We start from the raw sequence: 21,722 nt of genomic DNA, 5'->3' as shown, positions 1-21,722 counted from the left end.
GGCCCGGGCGGGGGGTCCCCGCGGGCCGGGGGGCCGGCGGCGGCCCGCCCCCCCCCGCCCCCCCCCCCCCCCCCCCCCCCGCCGCCCCCCCCCCCCGCGCCCCCCCCCCCCGCGGCTCTTGGCGCTGTGCGTGGAACGCGGTCAGGCAGACTTCCTGCTGTCCCGCGGGTGCACGGCGATGTTCATGGCTCCGGAGCGCAGAACCGCCAGCCTCTCGGCCAGCACCTCCTCCAGCTCCTCGCGGGTGCGCCGCTCCATGAGCATGTCCCAGTGCGTGCGCGCCGGCTTGCCCTTCTTCTCTTCGGGGCCGTCCCCGTCCACCAGGAGTGCCTGGGCGCCGCACGCCTTGCACTCCCACTCCGGCGGAATCTCTGCTTCTACCGAGAACGGCATCTCAAAACGATGTCCGTTCTGGCATGCGTACTCCACCGCCTGGCGCGGGGCCAGATCGATGCCGCGGTCCGTCTCGTAGCTGGTAACCACAAGTCGCGTGCCGCGGAGAGCTCGCTCACTCATGAATCGTGCCTCCCGGGCTTGTCGCCCACAGGACAAAATGTCGCTGTCGTCGTCATCCGGTCAACGTCCGGTCGGCGGTAAAGATTCCCGTTGCCGGTCATGCGTCGCCCGTCGTGCCGCTGCTTTATCTGGGTTGAGTACCCGCACATGCCCGGTTTGTCACCTTTGATGGATGTTGTCACCCAACGGTTGGACCGCTTCCACTGGCAGTAACGGTCCTCCGGGCAGGCCAAAGACGTATACTACCGGCCTTTGACTTCAACGTCTAAATCCGTTCCGGCACAGGATTGCCCGCGGCCTCCACCGCACGTCTCACCGGGACGCGCGCGAGCAGCACGGCGCCGAGGGCGAAGAAGACGATCAGCGAGATGATCGCCTCCCGGTAGCTGCCCGTCAGCTGGTACGCCAATCCGAACACCAGGGGTCCCAGCCAGCTCAGCCCCCGGTCGCTCATCTCGTACGCGGAGAAGTACTCCGCCTCCTTGCCGCGCGGCACCAGGTGCGAGAACAGCGACCGCGAGAGGGCCTGGCTCCCGCCCAGCACCAGGCCGATCGCCGCCGCGAGCACGAAGAAGAACACCGGCGCGTCGGCGGGCAGCAGGTAGGCGGAGACCAGGATCAGGGTCCAGATGACCAGCGATCCCAGAATCGTGCGCTTGGCCCCGTGCGTCCGGGCGAGCCGTCCCATGCCGAGCGCCCCCGCCACCGCCAGGATCTGCACCAGCAGTACGGCGACGATCAGCGTCGTCTGATCGAGGCCCAGCTCCTCGGAGCCGTACAGCGACGCCTGCGAGATCACCGTCTGGATCCCGTCGTTGTAGACGAGATAGGCGAGCAGGAAGGAGAGCGTGAGCGGGTGTCGCCGCATGTCGCGCAGGGTCGCCCGCAGCTGCTTCCACCCGGATCCGACCGCCCCCTCGCCGCCCGGCGGCAATCGGCGGTCGCGCAGCCGCCGCAGCGGCACGAGCGTGAACGCGCCCCACCACACACCGGCCGAGGCGAGGCAGATCCGCACCGCGTCGGACTCCGCGAGGCCGAAGGACTCATGGCCCGTATAGAGGATCAGATCCAGGACCAGGACGATGGCGCCCGAGGTGTAGCCGAAGGCCCAGCCGCGCGAGGAGACCGCGTCGCGCTCCTCCGGCCCGGCGATCTGGGGCAGGTAGGCGTTGTACAGGACCATCGACACGGAGATCGAGGCGTTGGCCACGATCAGCAGGAAGGCCCCCAGCAGATAGCGGTGGCCGTCCAGGAAGAACATTCCGGCCGTCGCCGCGGCCCCCGTGTAGGCGGCCGCCGCCAGCAGCGGCTTCTTGCGCCCCGTACGGTCCGCCGCCGCGCCCACGATCGGCATCAGCACGACGGCCACCACGATGGACGCCGACACGGAGTACGCGAACAGCGAGCCCGCGCGCACGGGTATGCCCAGCGGGTGCACGAATCCGTCGGGATCCGCCGCCGCCTTGGCGATCGACGTCAGATACGGACCGAGGAAGACGGTCAGCACGCTGGTGGAGTAGACGGAGCACGCGAAGTCGTAGAAGTACCAGCCGTGCTGCTCCCGTCGGCGGGCGGCCGCCGACACCTCGTCCGGCGGCTGTCCGGACGGATCGGCCTTCCCCGTGGTCCCGGTGCTCAAGCCGCGCCCCCTCGGTCGTCCCCTGTGGACGTGGACGGACCGGGCGTCAGGGCCATGCCCCCCGCTCGCTCAGCACCGTACGCAGCGTCTCGATGTGATCGGTCATGATGCCATCGACGCCGAGGTCCAGGAGCGCCGCCATCCTCTCCGGCTCGTTCACCGTCCAGACGTGCACCTGGAGTTTGTGCGCGTGCGCCGTGCGGACGAAGCGGGCGTCCGCCACCGGGATGCCGCCCTGTCGCTCCGGCACCTGGACGCAGACCGCGCCCGCGCGCAGCGCCGCCGGTATCCCGTACGAACGCAGGCGCAGCCCCAGGACGCCCCGCACCCCGTACGACGTGGCCAGCCGGGGCCCCGCCAGCCGGTGCGCGCGGGCCACCCGGGTCTCCGAGAACGAGCCGACGCAGATCCGGTCCCAGGCGTCGGTGCGGCGGATCAGGCCGAGCAGCGGCTCCAGCGCCGATTCGGCCTTGAGGTCCACGTTCCAGCGCGCCCCGGGGAACTCCTCCAGCAGGTCCTCGAAGAGCGGAAGCGGTTCGCCGCCGCCGATCCGGGCCCGGCGCACCTCGCTCCAGGGCAGTTCGGAGATGCGGCCCCGGGCGTCGGTGACCCGGTCCAGGGTCGCGTCGTGGAAGGCGACGAGCCGGCCGTCCGCCGTGGTGTGCACATCGGTCTCGAAGTAGCGGTAGCCCGCGTCGGAGGCCCGGCGGAAGGCGGCCGCCGTGTTCTCCACGCCGTCCGCCGCCCCGCCGCGATGGGCGAAGGCGATCGGCGTCGGGTGGTCCAGGTAGGGGTGGCTCGGATTCACTGCGGCAGTATCGCCTGCCCGGGCGCCGGGGCGGCGACGGGGGCGAAACCGGCGGGCGGCGCGGTGGTGGACAGTCCGTCGGGAGCCGCCGTCCCCTCGGCGCCGGCGGGCGAGGGAAGCGCGAACATCCGCAGGAAGAACTGGGCCAGCGGGCCGATGGCGAGGGCGTACAGCACCGTGCCCGCTCCGAGCGAGCCGCCCAGTACGAAGCCGGTCGCCACGACGGCCACCTCGATCGCCGTGCGGACGAGCCGGATGGAGCGCCCGGTGACCCGGTTCAGCCCGGTCATCAGCCCGTCGCGCGGTCCCGGGCCGAACCGGGCCGCGATGTACAGCCCGGTCGCCACCCCGTTGAGGACGATGCCCAGGACCATCGCGGGAATCCGGAACCCGAACCCGTCGAGGTCGCCGACGACGGCGAGCGTCCCGTCCATGGCCAGCCCGACCACGAAGACGTTCGAGACCGTGCCGAGCCCCGGCCGCTGGCGCAGCGGGATCCACAGCAGCAGGACCACCGCGCCGACGATGATCGACACGACGCCGATCGATATCCCGGTCAGCTCCGTGAGGCCCTGATGCAGCACGCCCCACGGCTCCAGGCCCAGTTCCGCCCGCACCAGGAGAGCGGAGCTCGCCCCGTACAGCGTCAGGCCCACGTACAGCTGGACCAGCCGTCGGGTGAGATGAGTGGTGCTCCGGACGGTGGGTTTGGCCACGTTGTGCCCCCAGCTGTAGTGGTGGTGGACTGGTCCGTGCCACTCTGTGGCAGGGGATCGGCCACCAACTATGGCCAATTCGAGGAAGGTGGACTGATTTCGATGACGCAGTGGACATCGACGGTGGGGGCGGCCCAGCTGGCCCGGCAGCTCCGGTCGCAACAGGCGCGGCCCACCGGACCCGGCGGCCGCAAGCCGCCCGCCTACCGCGCGCTCGCCGACGGGATACGGCTGCTCGTCCTGGAGGGCCGGGTCCCGGTCGCCGCCCGGCTCCCCGCCGAACGCGAACTGGCCCTCGCCCTGTCCGTCAGCCGTACGACCGTCGCGGCGGCCTACGAGGCGCTGCGCGCCGAAGGCTTCCTGGAGTCCCGGCGCGGAGCGGGCAGCTGGACCGCCGTCCCGGCCGGCAACCCACTGCCCGCCCGCGGCCTCGAACCGCTGCCGCCGGAGTCGCTCGGCTCGATGATCGACCTGGGCTGCGCGGCCCTGCCCGCTCCCGAGCCCTGGCTGACCCGCGCCGTCCAGGGGGCGCTGGAGGAGCTGCCGCCGTACGCCCACACACACGGCGACTACCCGGCCGGACTGCCCGCCCTGCGCCGGACGATCGCCGACCGCTACACCGCGCTCGGCGTCCCGACCATGCCCGAGCAGATCATGGTCACCACCGGCGCGATGGGCGCCATCGACGCGATCTGCCACCTCTTCGCGGGACGCGGTGAACGCATCGCGGTCGAGTCCCCCAGTTACGCCAACATCCTCCAGCTGATGCGTGAGACGGGCGCCCGGCTCGTCCCCGTCGCGATGGAGGAGGGGCTCGGCGGCTGGGACATGAACCGCTGGCGCCAGGTGCTGCGCGACGCCGCGCCCCGACTCGCGTACGTGGTGGCCGACTTCCACAACCCCACCGGTGCGCTCGCCGACGAGCAGCGGCGCCGCGACCTGGTGGAGGCGGCCCGGTCCGCCGGAACCGTCCTGGTCGTCGACGAGACGATGAACGAACTCCGTCTGGACCCCGGCGTCGACATGCCGCGCCGGGTCTGCGCCTTCGACCCGGCCGGCGGCACGGTGCTGACCGTCGGCTCGGCCAGCAAGGCGTTCTGGGCCGGAATGCGGATCGGCTGGGTGCGCGCCGCCCCGGACGTCATCCGCAGCCTGGTCGCCGCCCGCGCCTACGCCGACATGGGCACGCCCGTCCTCGAACAGCTCGCCATCAACTGGCTCATGGGCACGGGGGGCTGGGAACAGGCCGTCGAGGTCCGGCGGAGCCAGGCGCGGGAGAACCGGGACGCCCTGGTCGCGGCGGTGCGCCGGGAGCTGCCGGACTGGGAGTTCGCCGTGCCGGGCGGCGGTCTGACGCTGTGGGTGCGCACCGGGGGGCTCTCCGGGTCCCGGCTCGCCGTGGCGGGCGAACGCGTCGGGGTCCGGGTGCCGTCGGGCCCCCGCTTCGGGGTCGACGGGGCCTTCGAGGGATACGTACGGCTGCCGTTCACGGTGAGCGGGCCGGTCGCCGACGAGGCGGCCGTGCGCCTGGCCGCCGCGGTGGACCTGGTGCGCTCCGGGGCTGGCGCGGGGGCCGACGCTCCGCGCAGTTTCGTGGCCTGAGGGTCTCCGGGCTCCCGTGGGAACGCCCGCGGGCGGGAGCGGCCCGTTCGAACGGTCCGCTCCCGCCCGTGCCGGCCGGGAGCGCCCGGCTCAGCTCTCGGCGCCCGCCGTCCGCGCCTCCGCCAGGGACGCGGACGGCCTGACCTCGGAGACCATCGCCTCCACCGGCACGGCCCCGGCCGGACGGGCCGCGATGTCCACCGCCACGGGAACCTGCGCCGGCGCGGGGGCCTCGTCGGCGGGCACCGGTGCGGGGGCGGCCTCCATCGGGGTGTGCCGTTCGGGCAGCAGGTCGAGCACCGCCTGCCGCTGCGCGTCGCCGGTGGCGTCGTCGTACGGGTCCGGGGTGGCGGGCACCTGGAACCGCAGGACCGGGCCCGCGCCCAGGCGGACGTAGCCGCGGCCCGCGGGGACCTCGGGCGGCGGCGTGGTGTGCGGCTCGGCGCCGAGGACGCCTTCGATCTGCTCGCGCGAGGCCGGCCCGAGGACGGCGCGGGCACGCGTGTGGGTCCGCACGGTCTCGGTGAGGGTGTCCAGCGCGTCGAACTGCTCGGCCAGCACGACGGTGACCTGGGCCGCCCGGCCGTGCCGCAGCGGGATGCGGAGCAGCTCCTGCGGGTCGGGCCTGCCGTCGGCCGCGGCGAGATGCCCCAGTACGCCGGGGCGGTCCAGCAGGATCCACAGCGGGCGCCGGACGTCGTCCGGCACCCGGTGGCCGTTCTGCCGGGCCCGGTTGGCGCTGATCAGTCGGCGCTCCGTCTCGTGTGCCGCCCACTCCAGCGTGGCCAGTGCCCCGCCGAGGCCGGACTCCACCGCGAGGACGCCGGTGCGCCCGGCGAAGACGCCGTACTCACCGGTTCCGCTGCCGTCGACGACGATGACGTCGCCGTTCTGGAGGGCCTGGAGGGCGATCGAGCGGACCAGGGTCGTGGTGCCGCCGCCGGGGTGGCCGACGGCCAGCAGATGAGGTTCGGTGGAGCGCCCGCCGGTCCGCCAGACCACGGGCGAGGCGTCCACCGTCGTGTCGCCGTCGCGCACGGGGACGGTGCGCGAGACGACGTCCGGGTCGGTGAAGCCGAGGACCGTCTCGCCGGGGGCGGTGACGAAGCGCTGGGCGGCGATCGTCGTGGGCAGCGCGTCGAGCACGGTCATGACGAGGCGGTTGGCCTCCTCGTCCCAGCTGAAGCGGTACTCGCGCCCCCGGCCGCACTTGGTGTGGAGCAGCTGCTCGATCCGGGAGCGGGCGGCGGCCTCGCCGTCCGTGAAGTACGCGGGGTAGGAGATCCGCAGGCGGGAGAGCCGCCCGTCGCCGTCGAAGACGTACTCGTCGAAGGTCTTCGCCCAGTCGCCGCCGTGGGCGAACAGCGGGTCGGGATCGTCGGCCGTCGAGAAGTAGGGCACGAGCGCCTCGTACAGCGACCGCAGGCGCGCGGCCTCCGACTCGTCGGGCCCGGTCCTCGCCGGGGTCCGCTCCCGCCCCTTCCACGCGGCGGCGCCCATCACCGTGACGAGGGCCAGGATCGGCCCGTAGGGGACGAGCGCCACCACCAGCACGCAGGCCGCGCCGAGGAACAGCTTGGGACCACGCCGTTCCTTCGGAGTCGCGACCCACCTCTGCCGGCCGGACACGGCCAGCAGCCGCAGGCCGCGGAGCACCGTGATCAGCGGATGGAGGACGTCGGTGGCACTGTCGGCGGCCGTGCGCGCGATCTCTCTGCCACGGGTGATCGAAGCGCTGCCGCTGCTCAGAATGCGGGGGAGTGGTCGCCGGGCCACGTCGGTCTCCTGAAAGGGGTGGGAGCGGTTGCGGAGCGTCAGAACTTGATCCCGCCCAGCAGGCCGGCGAGGCTCGCCCCGCCCGCCGTGATGCTCGGCGCGATGGCGGTGCCGGCCAGGTAGAAGCCGAACAGGGCGCAGACGATGGCGTGGGATGCCTTGAGCCCGTCCTTCTTGAAGAACAGGAAGACGACGATGGCGAGCAGTACCACGCCCGAGATGGAAAGGATCATGAGCGGTTCTCTCCTGGTTGAAGGGGACAGTCACCATGAGTCCTTCCAGGATCACGGGAAGTATCTATACGACAAAAGGTGCAATCGAGTGAATATGTTGCTCTTTCACTTGACTGGCTCACAGAAGTCGCCCTCCGGGGAGCGGCATCACCCCGTCCGTGCCGGGCAGGATCAGCCGCGGTGATCCCTTGCCGTATCCGGGCCGGGTCATGTCCCTCCGGGAGCAGTACCCTGTCGATTCACTCGTACGGCCCCGGCCGTACTCCCCACCAGGTCGACCGCGGCGCCGAACAGCCGCGGCAGCAGTCAAGGAAGGCGGTCCGTCCGATGAGCGAAACCCCTGATCCCGAGGTGGTCGAGCTGGCGACCAAGGTCTTCGACCTGGCCCGCACCGGTGACACCGAGGCACTCGCCGCCTACGTCGACGCCGGGGTCCCCGCCAACCTCACCAACGACCGGGGCGACACGCTGCTGATGCTCGCCTCTTATCACGGGCACGCCGGCACGGTCGCCGCGCTCGTCGCCCGCGAGGCCGACCCGGACCGGGCCAACGACCGGGGGCAGACCCCGCTGGCCGGAGCCGTCTTCAAGGGGGAGGACGCCGTCATCGACGCCCTGCTCGCCGCGGGGGCCGACCCGGCCGCCGGAACGCCGTCCGCGCTGGACACGGCCCGGATGTTCGGCAAGTCCGACCTGCTGGAACGCTTCGGTGCCCGCTGAGACGGCGGCGGTCGCGTCCGGGGGCGCGTCCGCCGTGGGCTCCGCTGACCGGTCCGTCGTAAATGTGGTCGCGGTGGCGAAATGGCTGGGTCATCATGACGTCGCGGGCCCGCTCAGGGCCACCGACGAGAGGCAGAGGAAGATGCTCTACACCAGGCGAAAGACGGCGGTCGGCCGATCATGTCACTGCGCGGCGTAACGGTGTCCCCCCGGACGCCCCCGCGTGCCGAGAGGCGCGGGGCACTGCACAGTCCCGGTTGCGTCGACAGCTTGATGTGAGGCTTTCTCCCATGTTCGATCCGTTCATAGCGCCGAGCGGCACCCTGCTCGGCCTGTTGCAGAGGGGCCGCGGCGACGGCACGCTCCACGCGCTCGCCGCACCGCGCCCCGAGGCCCTCGCGGCTCTCAACCACTGCGTCGTGAGCGACCCCCGTCACGACTGGCAGGTGGAGAACCGCTCCCTCTACTACGCGCGCCTCTACCTCGACCTCGACGGCGGTATCGAGGAGATCGAGCGGCACCTCGCCGATCCCGACGACCGCACCGATACCGACGACTCCCGCACCGGACTGGCGCTGTCCGTCCTCGGCCACCTCGCCTCCTACGGACGCGACGACGCCCTGGCCCTGCTCCGCCGCTACGCGGCGACCGGCGCCAACTGGACCTGGGCCCTGGACGAACTCGCCCTGCGCGACGACGACGCCGGCCTGCGCTCCCTCGCGCTCCCCGTCCTCGCCCGCTTCCCGGCCACCCGCCAGGGCGCGGCCGACCTCGCCGCCGCCGTACGGGACTCCTTCGAGCCACGCCCCTGGCGGCTGTGGGCCGACGACCCGCGCGCAGCGGTCGGCGCCCGGGTCAGGGCCGCCGGCGAGCAGGGCTCGTTCGACCGGTGGCAACGCCAGCTGCGCTCCGGCGGCCCCCGCCCCGGCTGGAGCGTCCAGGCCGTCTTCGACTGGGCCCAGCAGGCCCTGGAGCGCGGCAGCGAGCTGCACGTCCCCGCGGCCCGCTGTCTCTCCGCCGTCGCCACCCCCGACGACCGGCACCACATCGTCGAGGCCGCCCGCAGCGGCCCCGAAGGCGCCCGCTGCGCCGCACTGCACTACCTCGCGGAGGCGGGCGACCCCGCCGTCCTCGACCTCATCGAGGCCGCCGCCGTCAGCCCAGCCCGCACCGTCGCCGACACGGCCGTCGCCGCCTTCGAGCGGATGACCTGCGACGACGCCGTACAGCGGGCCCGGCGCTGGGCCCATCGCCCCGACGCCCTCGGAGCGTCGGCCGCCGGAGTGCTCGCCTGCCGAGGTACCGCCCAGGACGCTCCCCAAGTCCTCGGCGCACTGCGGGAGGCCGTACGCGGCGACGGACCCGACGCCCCCCGGCTGTGGACCCTGGTCGACGGAGCGGGCCGGCTCGGCATCGCCTGCGCGGCGCCTGTGCTGCGCCACGTCTACCGCGAGACGTCCTCCTCGCACCTGCGGGGCAGGGCCGCCCGTGCCCTGGCCGCCACCGACCCGTCCTTCCCGACCGGGTTCGCGGTGGAGTGCCTCTGGGACTGCGAGGAGACCACCCGCGAGGTGGCCGCCCTGCACGCCGAGACCGGAGACATCCGCGTCGCCGAACGCCTGCGCCGCCTCGCCGCCGACCCGGCCGAGGAGGCCGAGGTCCAGACGGCGGTACGGAGCCGGATCGGGCCGGACGCACCGGCCCACTGACGGCGTGAGCCCGGGAGGAGGGGCGTTGTCGCACCCTCCTCCCGGGCCTCCCGCCATGGACGTCGCCGAGTGCCGGGGTCCGTCGAACAAACGCGCGAGGCGGCCGGGTGGGACGATCCCGAGGCCCTGACCGACGTGCTCGCGCTCCCGGGGCCGGATCGGAGGGCCGCCTTCGCCGTCACAGCGCGACCCGGTCCGCCCGCCGAGGCGTACCGACGCCTCCGGTGTGCGACGACCAGCCGACAGCCACGCGAGCCGCGGCCCTGCGAGGGCGCGGCGCCGGGCACAGAATGGCGCCATGACCGGACGCTGGGAGTTCTGGATCGACCGGGGCGGCACCTTCACCGACGTGGTGGGACGACGCCCCGACGGCCGTCTGATCACCCGCAAGCTCCTCTCCCACGACCCCGACCGCTACGACGACGCCGCGGTCGCCGGGATCCGGCTGCTGCTCGGCCTGGGCCCCGGCGAACCGGTGCCCGCCGACCGGGTCGCCGCCGTCCGGATGGGCACCACCGTCGCCACCAACGCCCTGCTGGAGCGGCGGGGCGAGCCGACCGTCCTGCTGGTCACCGAGGGTTTCCGGGACGCTCTGCGGATCGCGTACCAGAACCGGCCCCGCCTCTTCGACCGGCACATCGTCCTCCCCGACGCCGTCCACGAGCGCGTGATCGAGGTCCCCGAACGCGTCGACGCCCACGGCCGCGCCGTACGGCCCCTGGAACTCGGCCCCGTACGCGAACGGTTGCGCGCCGCCCACGCCGACGGGCTGCGCAGCGCCGCCGTCGTCCTGATGCACGGCTACCGCCACCCCGCCCACGAACGGGCCGTCGCCGACGCGGCCCGTGCGGCGGGCTTCACCCAGGTCAGCACCTCCCACGAGGTCAGCCCGCTGATCAGGCTCGTCCCCCGCGGCGACACCACCGTCGTCGACGCCTACCTCTCACCCGTCCTGCGCCGGTACGTCGACGAGGTCGCCGCCCGCCTCGACGGAATCCGGCTGATGTTCCTCCAGTCCAACGGCGGTCTGCGCGAGGCCGCCCGGTTCCGCGGCAAGGACGCCGTCCTCTCCGGCCCGGCCGGCGGCGTCGTCGGCATGGTCCGCACGTCGTTGCGGGCCGGATACGACCGCGTCATCGGGTTCGACATGGGTGGCACCTCCACCGACGTCTCCCACTACGCCGGCGCGTTCGAAAGGGAACTGGGAACCGAGGTCGCCGGGGTCCGGATGCGCGCCCCGATGATGAGCATCCACACCGTCGCGGCCGGCGGCGGCTCCGTCCTGCACTTCGACGGCAGCCGCTACCGCGTCGGCCCCGACTCGGCCGGCGCCCACCCCGGCCCCGCCTGCTACCGCCGGGGTGGCCCCCTCACCGTCACCGACGCCAACGTGATGCTCGGCCGCGTCCAGCCCGCGCACTTCCCGGCGGTCTTCGGGCCGGACGGGGACCTTCCGCTCGACGCCGTCCTCGTGCGCGAGCGGTTCACCGCGCTCGCCGACGACGTGGGGCACGCCACCGGGCGGCGGCCGGACGAGGCGGAAGCGGCGGCGGGCTTCCTGGAGATCGCCGTGCTGAACATGGCCAACGCCGTCAAGAAGATCTCCGTGCAGCGCGGCCACGACATCACCCGCTACGCCCTCACCGGCTTCGGCGGCGCGGGCGGCCAGCACGTCTGCGCGGTCGCCGACGCCCTGGGCATCGACACGGTCCTCGTCCCCCCGCTCGCCGGGGTGCTCTCCGCGTACGGCATCGGCCTGGCCGACGCCACCGCGATGCGCGAGCAGTCGGTGGAGGAGGAACTCGACCATGCCGCCCGGCAGCGGGTGGAGAGGCTCTGCGCGGAGCTGGCCGACCGGACCCGCGAAGCCCTGCGCGCCGACGCGGTGCCGGACTCCGCGATCAGCACCCAGGCCCGAGTCCTGCTGCGGTACGCCGGTACGGACGCGGCGCTGCCGGTGGACCTGGACACGGAGACCGCGATGGCCGAGGCGTTCGCCGCCGCGCACCGGACCCGGTTCGGCTTCACGATGGACAAGCCCGTCGTCATCGAGACGGTCTCGGTGGAAGCGACCGGGGCCACCGGGGCGACCGACGATGCCGCGCCCGACACCCACGCCGGTCCGTGCGGCACCCCGCCCGCCCCGGCCGACACCGTGGATCTGTACGCCGAAGGGCAGTGGCAGCGGGCCCCGCTGTACCGCCGGGCGGACCTGCGCCCCGCCGACACCGTCACCGGGCCCGCCGTCGTCGCCGAGGACGACGCCACCACCGTCGTCGACCCCGGCTGGGCGGCCGAAGCGGGCCCGGCCGGACACCTCGTCCTCACGCGCCGTCGGCCCCGCCCCGAACGCACCGCCGTCGGAACCCGGGTCGACCCGGTGATGCTGGAGGTCTTCAACAACCTCTTCATGTCCATCGCCGAGCAGATGGGCGTCCGCCTCGAGAACACCGCCCACTCGGTCAACATCAAGGAGCGCCTCGACTTCTCCTGCGCCCTGTTCGACGCCGACGGCAACCTCATCGCCAACGCCCCGCACATCCCGGTGCACCTCGGCTCGATGGGCGAGTCGATCCAAGAGGTGCTGCGGCGCAACGAGGGGAGACTGCGCCCCGGCGACGTGTACGCCGTCAACGACCCGTACCACGGCGGCACCCACCTGCCCGATGTCACCGTGGTGACTCCCGTGTTCGACGAGGGCGAAGGACGGGAACAGGGCCGGCTGCGCTTCCTCGTCGCCTCGCGCGGCCACCACGCCGAGATCGGCGGCATCACCCCCGGCTCCATGCCCGCCTTCAGCCGGACGGTCCACGAGGAGGGCGTGCTCTTCGACAACTGGCCGCTCGTCCGCGACGGCCGGCTGCGCGAGGCGGAGACCCGCGACCTGCTCACCACCGCCCCCCACCCCTCCCGGAACCCGGACGCCAACCTCGCCGACCTGCGCGCCCAGATCGCCGCCAACGAGAAGGGCATCGCCGAACTGCGGCGCATGACCGACCAGTTCGGGGCCGACGTCGTGGACGCCTACATGGGGCACGTCCAGGACAACGCCGAGGAGTCCGTACGTCGCATCATCGCCGGACTGCACGACGGCCACTGCCGCTACGAGACCGACAGCGGGGCCGTGATCCGGGTACGGCTGACCGTCGACCGGGACGCCCGCGAGGCCCACCTCGACTTCACCGGAACCTCGCCCCAGGTGCCCGGGAACGCCAACGCCCCCCGGTCGGTCGTCATGGCCGCCGTCCTCTACGTCTTCCGCACTCTCGTCGGGGAGGACATCCCGCTCAACAGCGGCTGCCTGAAGCCGCTGGAGGTGACGATCCCGCCCGGTTCCATGCTCGACCCCGCCTACCCGGCGGCGACCGTCGCGGGCAACGTGGAGACCTCCCAGGCGGTCACCGGAGCCCTGTACGGAGCGATCGGCGGCCAGGCCGAGGGCTCCGGCACCATGAACAACCTCACCTTCGGCAACGACCACGTCCAGTACTACGAGACGATCGCCAGCGGATCCGGCGCGGGGAACGGCTTCCACGGCGCGGACGCCGTACAGACCCATATGACCAACTCCCGGCTCACCGACCCCGAGATCCTGGAGTGGCGGCTGCCCGTCCTGCTGGAGGACTTCGCGGTCCGCGACGGCAGCGGGGGAGCGGGGCGGTGGCACGGCGGCGACGGCGTCGTGCGCCGCATCCGCTTCCTGGAACCGGTCACGGTCGCGCTGCTCTCCGGGCACCGCCGGGTCCCGCCGTACGGAGCGGGCGGCGGGGAGCCGGGGGCGCTCGGCGAGCAGCACATCGAGCGGGCGGGGGGCGAAGTGGTCCCGCTGGAGGGCCGCGACACCGCCGAACTGGACGCCGGCGACGTCCTGGTGGTGCGCACGCCGGGCGGCGGAGGATACGGCCCCCCGGCGCACGGGACCGCCGCCCGGGACCGGTCGCATTAGCGCCGTTTCGACCGTTGTCAGTGCGAGGACCTAATCTGTCCCACGTGACTTCGCCTGCCTCCCCGGACAACGCCTCGCCGCAGCTCAGCGCGGGGCCGCGGCCTGCCCCGGGCCCCGCCGCCGACGAGGGGCTCTCGCGGCGGCTGCGCGCGCTCGCGTGCACGGCGCCGCTGCACGACCTCGACGTCCGCAAGGCGAATCTGGCCGGCGAGTACACGGTGTACGCCATGGCGGAGGTCGCCCTCGCCGCGATCGACCACGTCACGCTCAACATGGACTTCGACACCGGCGCCGACCACGACCAGATAGTGGCCAGACTGCTGCCCCGGGTCGGCGCCCAGGCCCCCGACCGCCCCGTCGCCGAACACGAACGGGTCGCCCGCTGGGTCCTGGAGAACCTGATCAACGTCGGCAGCGTCGACCGCGGCTTCCGCGCGGTCTACGGCACCTTCGGCCCCGACGGCGCCTACGTCCGCCGGGACTACGACTTCAAGCTCATCGAGGAGGTCCCGGGCCACGGCGGCACGGTCTACCTCCGCGCCACCGACGAGGCGGTCAACGTCCTGGTCGGCGCACTGGACACCGACGTCACCAGCGCCCAGATCGCCGCCGAGGTCAAGCTGGAGGTCCTCATCAGCCGGGGCCGCCTCGCGGACGCCCAGCTCGCCGCCGAACAGGCCCGCTACCGCACCGTGCAGTACGCCGAGACCCTGCGCCGGACCCTGGAGGCCACCCGGCGCAACGTCCGCGCCGTCGACTGGCTCCACACCGTCCCCGACATGATCGTCGAGGCCCTGGACCACGTGGCCGACCGCTACCGCCACGAGAACGCGATCCTCACCAACATCCGCAAGGCCCGCGACGAGGCGGAGGACCCCGAGCACAAGCGCCGGGCCGCCGAGCTCGTCGACATCGTCAAGGACTGCATCCGCCGCCACACCCAGCTCCAGTCCCGGCTCCTGGAGGCGGGCCCCCTCTTCCGCGCGGAGCAGGACCGGCAGGCGTTCGCCCCGCCCGCCGCCCACGCGGGCCTCGACCTGTACGGGCAGCTCCTCGCCCCGCTCCTCCCCCTCCCCGTCGAGCAGTCGACCCGGGCCACCGACGCCTTCTTCACCCACGGCACCGGACTGCGCACCCCCACCTCCGTACGGGTCGGGGACCTGGTCGACCTGCTGCTCACCCCGCCGCAGGAGCGCGAGCACCTGGGGGCGGAGATGCCCGAGCCCGACCTCATCGCCACCCCCGACGACAGCCGGTTCAGCGAGGAACAGCTCGCCCGCGCCACGACCCTGCTCGACCTGGAGCACGACGCCCCGCGCCGGCTCTCCGGACTGCTCGCCGAAGCCCGCCGCACCGGAGACACCGACCTGCCGTACCTGGTCGCCCTGCTCGCCGTCCACGCCGCCAGCCCCCCGGTCGGCACCGCCTACCGCCAGGGCGAGCGACGCCTGCTGTTCGCGGTGGACGACGGGGCGGAGCTGGACGACCCGGAGTTCGGCGGCGCCGACCTGATCGTGGGCACCGCCCTGCTGGACGCCGCCGGCATGGCCGCCGACCGCAAGGAGCTCTCGTGACCGGCCCGCCGCCTTCCGCGCACCCGCACCCTTTCCGTACCGAGGAGTCCCAGCCGTGAGCGACCACGACGCCGAGCACCCCGACGCGTGGACCGAGCCCTCGCCGTACGCCGGGCCCGCCACCCCGTACGCGGCCGACTCACCGCCCCCGCACGCCGCCGAGCCCGTCGGACAGCCGCCCGTCACCCCGGCCGACGCCGCCGACGCGGCCCGCCTGGTCTCCTTCGGGCTCCAGCCCAAGCTGCTGCCCGCCCGGGACGCCGAATACGCCGACCTGCTGCGGCGCTACCGCGAGGAGAGCGCCTTCGCCCGGCTCGCCGACGCCGTCGCCACCGGCCTCGGCCTCATCGTCCTGGAGGTCTCCCCGCGCGCCGGGATGGCCGTCACCGCGGGAGAGGACTCCGTCTTCGCCGTCCGCATGGGCGACTACGCCCGCCGGGCCTCCACCGACGCCGCCGACCGCTTCCTGCACGGCCTCGCCCACCTCGCCGTCGCCGCCCTCGCCTTCCCCCGCCCCGAGGACCTCGCCGACGACGCGTACATCGGCCGCATCACGGTCAACGGCGTCGACGCCTTCGTACGCCAGGCGTGCCGCCGGCTGGAGGAGCGTGCCGAGGAACACGGCGACAACACCGACCCGACCAGCGACGCCCCCGGACTCGAAGCCGGCTGGCGGGTCTACGCCCGCCGCAGCGCCACCGGCGCGACCAAGGACGCCCGGCGGCTCGCCGGCTCCACCACCGGCATCATCGGCAAGGCCGTCGCCTTCCTCACCGACTCCGGCTTCCTCCAGCGCACCGGCGACGACGCGGGCGGCGCCTACCGCACCACCGCCCGCTACCAGCTCCAGGTCCGCGACCTCGCGGGCAGCGCCGCCATGGCGGAACTGCTGGAGCTCGGCGTCGTCCCCGTCACCGACGGCTCCGCCACCCTCCTGCCGCCGCCCGACCCCGACAGCATGGAGCTGGCCGCCGACGCGGGTCTGCCCTTCCACTCCTGACCCGCCCGGCCGCTCCCGGCCACACCGTCCAGCCCCCCGCACCTGCCGCTCCGCCCCCGCTCACCGAACGACGAGAGTCCGCCGCCATGTACGAGTTGTCCCGGGTCCGCCTCTACTCCATCGGACCTGCCGGTGCGCGCTACGCCGACACCGTCCTCGACCTGCGCGGCGTCGGCGCACCCGTCCCCCACCCCGCCCCCGCCCAGGCGGAGTTCTTCGAGGACGAGCCGGTCGGCCCGCCCCGGCGCCCCGCCCCGGCCGGCGTGCTCTTCCTGGAGAACGGCGGCGGCAAGTCCGTCCTGCTCAAGCTCATCTTCTCGGTGATGCTCCCCGGCCACCGCAACACCCTCGGCGGCGCCAGCTCCGGCGTGCTGCGCAAGTTCCTCCTCGCCGACGACTGCGGGCACGTCGCCCTGGAATGGCAGCACACCCTCACCGGCGAATGCGTCGTCGTCGGCAAGGTCAGCGAGTGGCGCGGCCGCCAGGTTTCCAACGACCCCCGCAAGTTCGCCGAGGCGTGGTATTCGTTCCGCCCCGGACCCGGCCTCAGCCTGGACAGCCTGCCCGTCGCCGAGTCCTCCGCCATGGGCCGCGCGGCCGAAGGCGTCTCCGGCGCCCGCGGCAGGCGGCGCACCATGAAGGGCTTCCGCGACGCGCTGATGGACGCGGGCAAGTTCTACGCACACCTCGACGTGCACTGGGAAGAGATCCACGACCGCTGGAACGAACACCTCGGCGACCTCGGCCTCGACCCCGAACTCTTCCGCTACCAGCGCGAGATGAACGCCGACGAGGGCGAGGCCGCCGGACTCTTCGCGGTGAAGAAGGACTCCGACTTCACCGACCTGCTGCTGCGCGCCGTCACCGACACCCGCGACACCGACGGACTCGCCGACCTCGTCAGCGGCTTCGGCAACAAGCTGGGCCGCCGGGCCGAGCTGACCGCCGAACGCGACTTCACCGCCGGCTCCGTCGACCTGCTCGGCCGCATCGTCGAAGCCACCGAGACCCGCGCCCGCGCCCGCGACGTCCACGCCGGCGCCGAACGCCGCACCCGCACCCTGGCCCGCCGCCTGGCCGCCCGCGCCGCCGAGGAACGCGGGCGCACCGGCGAGCTGGCCGAGCGGGTCACCGCCGCCGCCCACACCGTCACCGAAGCCGACGCCGCCCGCGGCCGCCGCGACCGGATCGCCGCCGAACTCGCCTACCGGCACGCCTCACTGGCCCTGACCGCAGCCGAGAAGAGCGCCGCCGCCGGCCGCAAGGAGCTGGTCGAGGCCCGCACCCTGCACGCCGCCTGGCAGGCCGCCGAAGCCGTCCTGCGCCACCGCGCCGCAGCCGACCGCTCCGCCAGGGTCGCCGCCGCCATCCGCGAGGCCGAACGCGACGCCGCCCCCGCCCTCGCCGCCCGGGCCGCCGCCGCCACCGACCTCGTCCGCGCCCTGCACAGGGCCGCCGAGGAGGGCGAACGCCTCGCCAACGAGGAGGAGGAGCGCTCCGACACCCTCCAGGCCACCGGCGAACGTGCCCACCGCGACGCCACCATCGCCGCCACCGAGGCCCAACGCGCCCGCAGCGAAGCGGGACACCTGCGCCAGCGCCTGGCCGAAGTCGGCCAGGAGACCGCCGAAGCCGTCAAGGCCGGCTGGCTCGACGACACCGCGCCCGACGCCGACCCCGCCCGCGCGGCCCTCGCCGCCAGCGACGCCGAACAGTCCGCCGTGGCCGCCTGGGACACCGCCCGCGAAGCCGCCCGCGGCGCCGCCGACACCGCCCGCGAAGCGGCCGCCGCGGAGAGCCGCGCCGAACTGGCCGCGGCCCGCGCCGCCGACCGGGCCAGGGCGGCCGAGCGGAGTCACGACGCCGAGCTGCGCGCCGCCGAATCCATCGCGGCCGACCCCCGCCTCGCGGACCTGCTGGGCTTCCCCTCCGGCACCGGCGTCCCCCGCCCCCGCCGTGAATCCGCCGACGAGGCGCCGGCACCCGCCCAGGGCACCACCGCAGGCCCCGGACGGCGGAGCGACGACGGAGCTGCCACCGCCGCCGAACCGGCGCCCGACCGCGCCGTGGCCCTCGCCGACCAAACCGCCCAGCGGCCCCTGACCGCAGAGGAGTTCGACCGCGGCGCCGACGAACTGCGCGACCTCCTCGACCAGTCCGTCGCCTCCGCCGAGCGACGCCTCTTCGACCTGCGGACCGCCGCCGCCGACGACGCCCGCATCCTCGGCGCGCTCGGCGAGGGCGGCCTGCTGCCGCCCGGCCCCGACGTCCTCGCCACCGTCGAGTACCTGGGCGAGCACGGCATCCCCGCGCTGCCCGGCTGGCGCTACCTCGCGCAGGCAGTCGACCCGGCCGACCACGCCGCCGTCCTCGCCGCCCGCCCCGAGCTCGTCGACGGCGTCGTCATCACCGACCCGGCCGCCCACACCCGCGCCCGCGAGGTCCTCGGCGGCGCGGCCCTGCTGCCCCGCTCGACCGTGGCCGTCGGCACCGCCGCCGCACTGCTCGCCCCCGTACCGGCCCCCGGCACCGGCTCCGACGACCGGAGCGACGGCGTCTTCCTCGTCCCGCCGAACCCGGCCATGCACGACGAACACGCCGCCGACGAGGAGCGCCACGCGCTGCGCAGCCGCGCCGCCGCCCGCGACGAGGACATCAGGACGCTCGCCGCCCGCCTCGCCGGGGACCGGGCCCTCGCCTCCCGCATCGGCTCCTGGCGCGCCGACTGCCCGCCCGGAATGCTCGCCGAACTGGCCGAGGCCGCCGCCACCGCCCGTACGGCGGCGGAGAGCGCCGAAGCCGTCCTCGCCGAGGCCCGCACCGCCCGCGCCGAAGCCGACGAGGCCGCCGCCGACACCGCCCGGGTCCGTGACGAACGCCAGGAGGCCGCCCAGCGGGCCCGCCGCGCCGCCGACGCGCTGGCGGGCCTCGCCCACCGGCTGCGGGAGCGGGCCGGCTGGCAGGTCCGACTGCGCGAACTGGTCGACGAGGCCGCCGAGTCCGAGGCCCGCGCCGCCGTCTGCCTCGACCTCGCACGCGCCGCCGACGAGGACCGCAGGGCCGCCCAGCGCGCCGGGGACGACGCCCGACGGACCGCCCGCGCACTGCGGGCCGAGCGCGCCGAGATCGCCGGTGTCCCCGAAGTCCTCCCCGAGCCCGACGAGAACCGGGCCCGCACCGCTCTGCCCACCCTGCGCGAGGCGTACCGGGCCGCCTCCCAGCTGTACGAGAAGGTCGGCGTCGGCGCCGACCTGCGCGCCGAACAGGCCCGCGCCGAGAGCGACGAGAGCGCCGCCCTGGCCGAGCTGGACCGCCTCACCAACAAGGTCCGCACCCGCGCCGCCCAGCTCCTGGAGGGCACCGACGGCGCCGACGGCCCCTCCCGCCAGTCCGCCGCCGCCCGCGCCGAAGCGCACGTCCAGCTCCTGGAGACCCGCGCCTCCACCGCCAGCGAGCATCTGGGACGGCTGCGCGGCGAGGCCGAGCGGCTCGCCCCCGACGACGAACGGCAGCACCACGCCGAACTGCCGGACGACCTGGTCCCGGCCGACGCCGAGGCGGCCCAGGCTCTCCTTCGTACGGCCACCGCCGAGCTGGCCGCCGCCACCGGGGCCCTGGACACCGCCCGTGCCGCCCACAGCGAGCTGCTGCACGCCCACCGCACCGCCGAGGACTCCGCCGGCGGCTTCGACGAGACCGCGGCCCTGCTGCGGGACCTCCTGCGCGACCACGGCACGGAGGACGGGACCGAGGCCCCCGACCCGTACCCCGGCACCCTGGAGGAGGCCCGGCAGTCCGCCGCCGAGTCCCGCCGCTCCCTGCGCGGCTGCAACGCCGACCTCTCGGCGGCCGAGAGCGCCGTCCGGGAAGCGAGCGACGTCCTCGTCCGGCACGCCAACTCCACCCGGTACGAACAGGTCCGCACCCCGGCCCGCCAGCAGATCCGCGAGCTGCCCGCCTCCGCGCTGCCCGAGCACGCCCAGAAGTGGGCCGACGCCTTCGCCCCGCGGCTGCGCGTCCTCACCGACGAACTGATCCAGCTGGAGCGCAACCGCGAGTCCATCGTCGACCGGCTGCGCGGCCTCGTCGACTCCGCGCTCACCACCCTGCGCTCCGCCCAGCGGCTCTCCCGGCTCCCCGAAGGACTGGGGGAGTGGTCGGGTCAGGAATTCCTCCGGATCCGCTTCGAGGAACCCGACCAGGCCACTCTCACCGAACGCCTCGGCGAGGTCGTCGACGAGGCCACCCGCGCCGCCCTCAAGAAGAACTCCGACCTGCGCCGGGACGGCATGTCCCTGCTGCTCCGAGGAGTCGATGCAGCGCTGCGGCCCAAGGGCATCGCGGTGGAGATCCTGAAGCCGGACGCCGTGCTGCGCGCCGAGCGCGTGCCGGTCGGGCAGATGGGCGACGTCTTCTCCGGCGGCCAGCTGCTCACCGCCGCCATCGCCCTCTACTGCACGATGGCTGCCCTGCGCAGCAACGACCGGGGCCGCGACCGCCACCGGCACGCGGGAACCCTCTTCCTCGACAACCCGATCGGCCGTGCCAACGCCACGTACCTGCTGGAGCTCCAGCGGGCGGTGTCGGATGCCCTGGGCGTGCAGCTGCTTTACACGACCGGCCTGTTCGACACCACGGCGCTCGCCGAATTCCCCCTCGTCATCCGCCTGCGGAACGACGCCGACCTGAGGGCCGGGCTGAAGTACATCAGCGTGGAGGAGCACCTGCGTCCCGGTCTGCCGCAGCAGGACCCGGACGGAGAGACGGTGCACGGCGAGATCACGGCGACCCGGATGTTCCGTCGGGACGAACAGACCGCCGTCGAGGCCCCGCCCGCCCGCCCGGATGCACAGCCGGGCGGTTAGAGCCCGCCGAGAGCGGGTCCGGGGGTTCAGGCCCGGGCCCGCTGCCCGGGGTCAGGCCCGCGAGAGGTCGCCCGTTTTCGGGCGGCCGCCTATTGCGCCGCCCATTCCGCCGTTTACGCCGCCGTTTATGCCTCCGCCCGTGCCGTCCCGCTCGGCCGCCCGCTCCGCCCGGCGGGACCGGCGCCGCTCACGACGTATCCGCCGGGCCGAGCTGCTCGGCACGGATACCACTCCGTTGCGCTGGTTCCACACCTGCCGGGTCACCCAGACGTCGAGCACCGACCAGGTGGCGACCACCGTGCTGGCCACACTGCTGAGCACCATCGGGAAGGCCAGCCAGGAGCCGGTCAAGGTGCTCAGAAAGGCGACCATCGCCTGGATGATCGTCAGCGACATGATGAGAACGGCGCGCACGGCGGCCGTCCGCACCGCGTCGGGCATGCGCCGCTTCGTGGCCGGCTCCTCCACCCACAGCTGGCGCGGAATCCGTGCCCCGTCCGCGGCTTCCGTCCTCGCGGCCGCCGGTACTCCGGCGTTCCCGCGTTCCTTCGTGCTCAAGGACCTTCAACTCCCCACCACTGTCCGCCTTCAGGGTGGCTGCCCGGCTTGCGCCGGTTC

At 74.1% G+C, this 21,722-nt stretch carries 14 protein-coding genes; 7 read left to right on the top strand and 7 right to left on the bottom strand.

The genetic code is table 11. From position 1 onward, the window contains the following. Positions 1-141 precede the first annotated feature (141 nt). The 4 genes from ACIQMU_RS14680 to ACIQMU_RS14665 form a co-directional block, all read right to left on the bottom strand. A complete protein-coding gene (locus ACIQMU_RS14680; protein WP_003959706.1) occupies positions 142-516 on the bottom strand; it encodes an RNA polymerase-binding protein RbpA in 375 nt (124 codons plus the stop codon). Positions 517-781: 265 nt separating this feature from the next. Beyond that, on the bottom strand, positions 782-2,155 hold the full coding sequence (locus ACIQMU_RS14675) for an MFS transporter (protein WP_352243286.1): 1,374 nt from the start codon (positions 2,153-2,155) through the stop codon (positions 782-784). Positions 2,156-2,201: 46 nt separating this feature from the next. Further along, the gene (locus tag ACIQMU_RS14670) at positions 2,202-2,963 is read right to left on the bottom strand and encodes a glycerophosphodiester phosphodiesterase (protein ID WP_402688961.1); all 762 of its coding nucleotides are present in this window, start codon (positions 2,961-2,963) and stop codon (positions 2,202-2,204) included. Next, positions 2,960-3,679, bottom strand: coding sequence for a hypothetical protein (locus ACIQMU_RS14665; RefSeq protein ID WP_352243288.1), 720 nt, complete (start codon positions 3,677-3,679; stop codon positions 2,960-2,962). The genes ACIQMU_RS14670 and ACIQMU_RS14665 overlap by 4 nt, the downstream gene beginning before the upstream one ends. Before the next feature lie 102 nt (positions 3,680-3,781). Between ACIQMU_RS14665 and ACIQMU_RS14660 the strand changes: the two genes are divergently transcribed. Beyond that, positions 3,782-5,281, top strand: a complete 1,500-nt coding sequence (locus ACIQMU_RS14660; RefSeq protein WP_352243289.1) for a PLP-dependent aminotransferase family protein — start codon at positions 3,782-3,784, stop codon at positions 5,279-5,281. 90 nt (positions 5,282-5,371) lie between these two features. On the opposite strand, the gene ACIQMU_RS14655 is transcribed toward ACIQMU_RS14660, so the two are convergent. Both ACIQMU_RS14655 and ACIQMU_RS14650 read right to left on the bottom strand, forming a co-directional pair. After that, the gene (locus tag ACIQMU_RS14655; protein ID WP_352243290.1) at positions 5,372-7,057 is read right to left on the bottom strand and encodes a hypothetical protein; all 1,686 of its coding nucleotides are present in this window, start codon (positions 7,055-7,057) and stop codon (positions 5,372-5,374) included. A 38-nt stretch (positions 7,058-7,095) separates the two neighbouring features. Next, positions 7,096-7,290 (bottom strand): hypothetical protein, encoded by a 195-nt coding sequence (locus tag ACIQMU_RS14650; protein ID WP_003970432.1) that lies wholly within the window; start codon positions 7,288-7,290, stop codon positions 7,096-7,098. Between the two features lie 327 nt (positions 7,291-7,617). Here ACIQMU_RS14650 and ACIQMU_RS14645 point away from each other — a divergent pair, with 327 nt between their 5' ends. The 6 genes from ACIQMU_RS14645 (at position 7,618) to ACIQMU_RS14620 (ending at position 21,104) form a co-directional block, all read left to right on the top strand. After that, the gene (locus tag ACIQMU_RS14645; RefSeq protein ID WP_352243291.1) at positions 7,618-8,010 is read left to right on the top strand and encodes an ankyrin repeat domain-containing protein; all 393 of its coding nucleotides are present in this window, start codon (positions 7,618-7,620) and stop codon (positions 8,008-8,010) included. A 290-nt stretch (positions 8,011-8,300) separates the two neighbouring features. Continuing rightward, positions 8,301-9,719, top strand: coding sequence for a HEAT repeat domain-containing protein (locus tag ACIQMU_RS14640; protein WP_352243292.1), 1,419 nt, complete (start codon positions 8,301-8,303; stop codon positions 9,717-9,719). Positions 9,720-10,017: 298 nt separating this feature from the next. After that, entirely contained in the window at positions 10,018-13,665 is a 3,648-nt protein-coding gene (locus ACIQMU_RS14635; RefSeq protein ID WP_402688960.1) for a hydantoinase B/oxoprolinase family protein, read from the top strand. Positions 13,666-13,709: 44 nt separating this feature from the next. Then, positions 13,710-15,239, top strand: a complete 1,530-nt coding sequence (locus ACIQMU_RS14630; RefSeq protein WP_402688959.1) for a hypothetical protein — start codon at positions 13,710-13,712, stop codon at positions 15,237-15,239. 55 nt (positions 15,240-15,294) lie between these two features. Next, complete coding sequence (locus ACIQMU_RS14625; RefSeq protein WP_352243295.1) at positions 15,295-16,239, top strand: hypothetical protein; 945 nt, start codon at positions 15,295-15,297, stop codon at positions 16,237-16,239. An 86-nt stretch (positions 16,240-16,325) separates the two neighbouring features. Then, positions 16,326-21,104, top strand: a complete 4,779-nt coding sequence (locus tag ACIQMU_RS14620) for a hypothetical protein (RefSeq protein ID WP_402688958.1) — start codon at positions 16,326-16,328, stop codon at positions 21,102-21,104. A gap of 51 nt (positions 21,105-21,155) precedes the next feature. On the opposite strand, the gene ACIQMU_RS14615 is transcribed toward ACIQMU_RS14620, so the two are convergent. Next, positions 21,156-21,545 carry a hypothetical protein gene (locus ACIQMU_RS14615; protein ID WP_402689023.1) on the bottom strand — a complete coding sequence of 130 codons (390 nt, stop codon included), beginning with the start codon at positions 21,543-21,545 and terminating at the stop codon, positions 21,156-21,158. Positions 21,546-21,722 lie beyond the last annotated feature (177 nt).

The organism is Streptomyces sp. NPDC091649, from assembly GCF_044756785.1.
In the GTDB taxonomy this organism is placed as follows: domain Bacteria; phylum Actinomycetota; class Actinomycetes; order Streptomycetales; family Streptomycetaceae; genus Streptomyces.
Note: the sequence above shows the minus strand (reverse complement) of the source record. Positions and strands in the feature narration are given on the sequence as shown.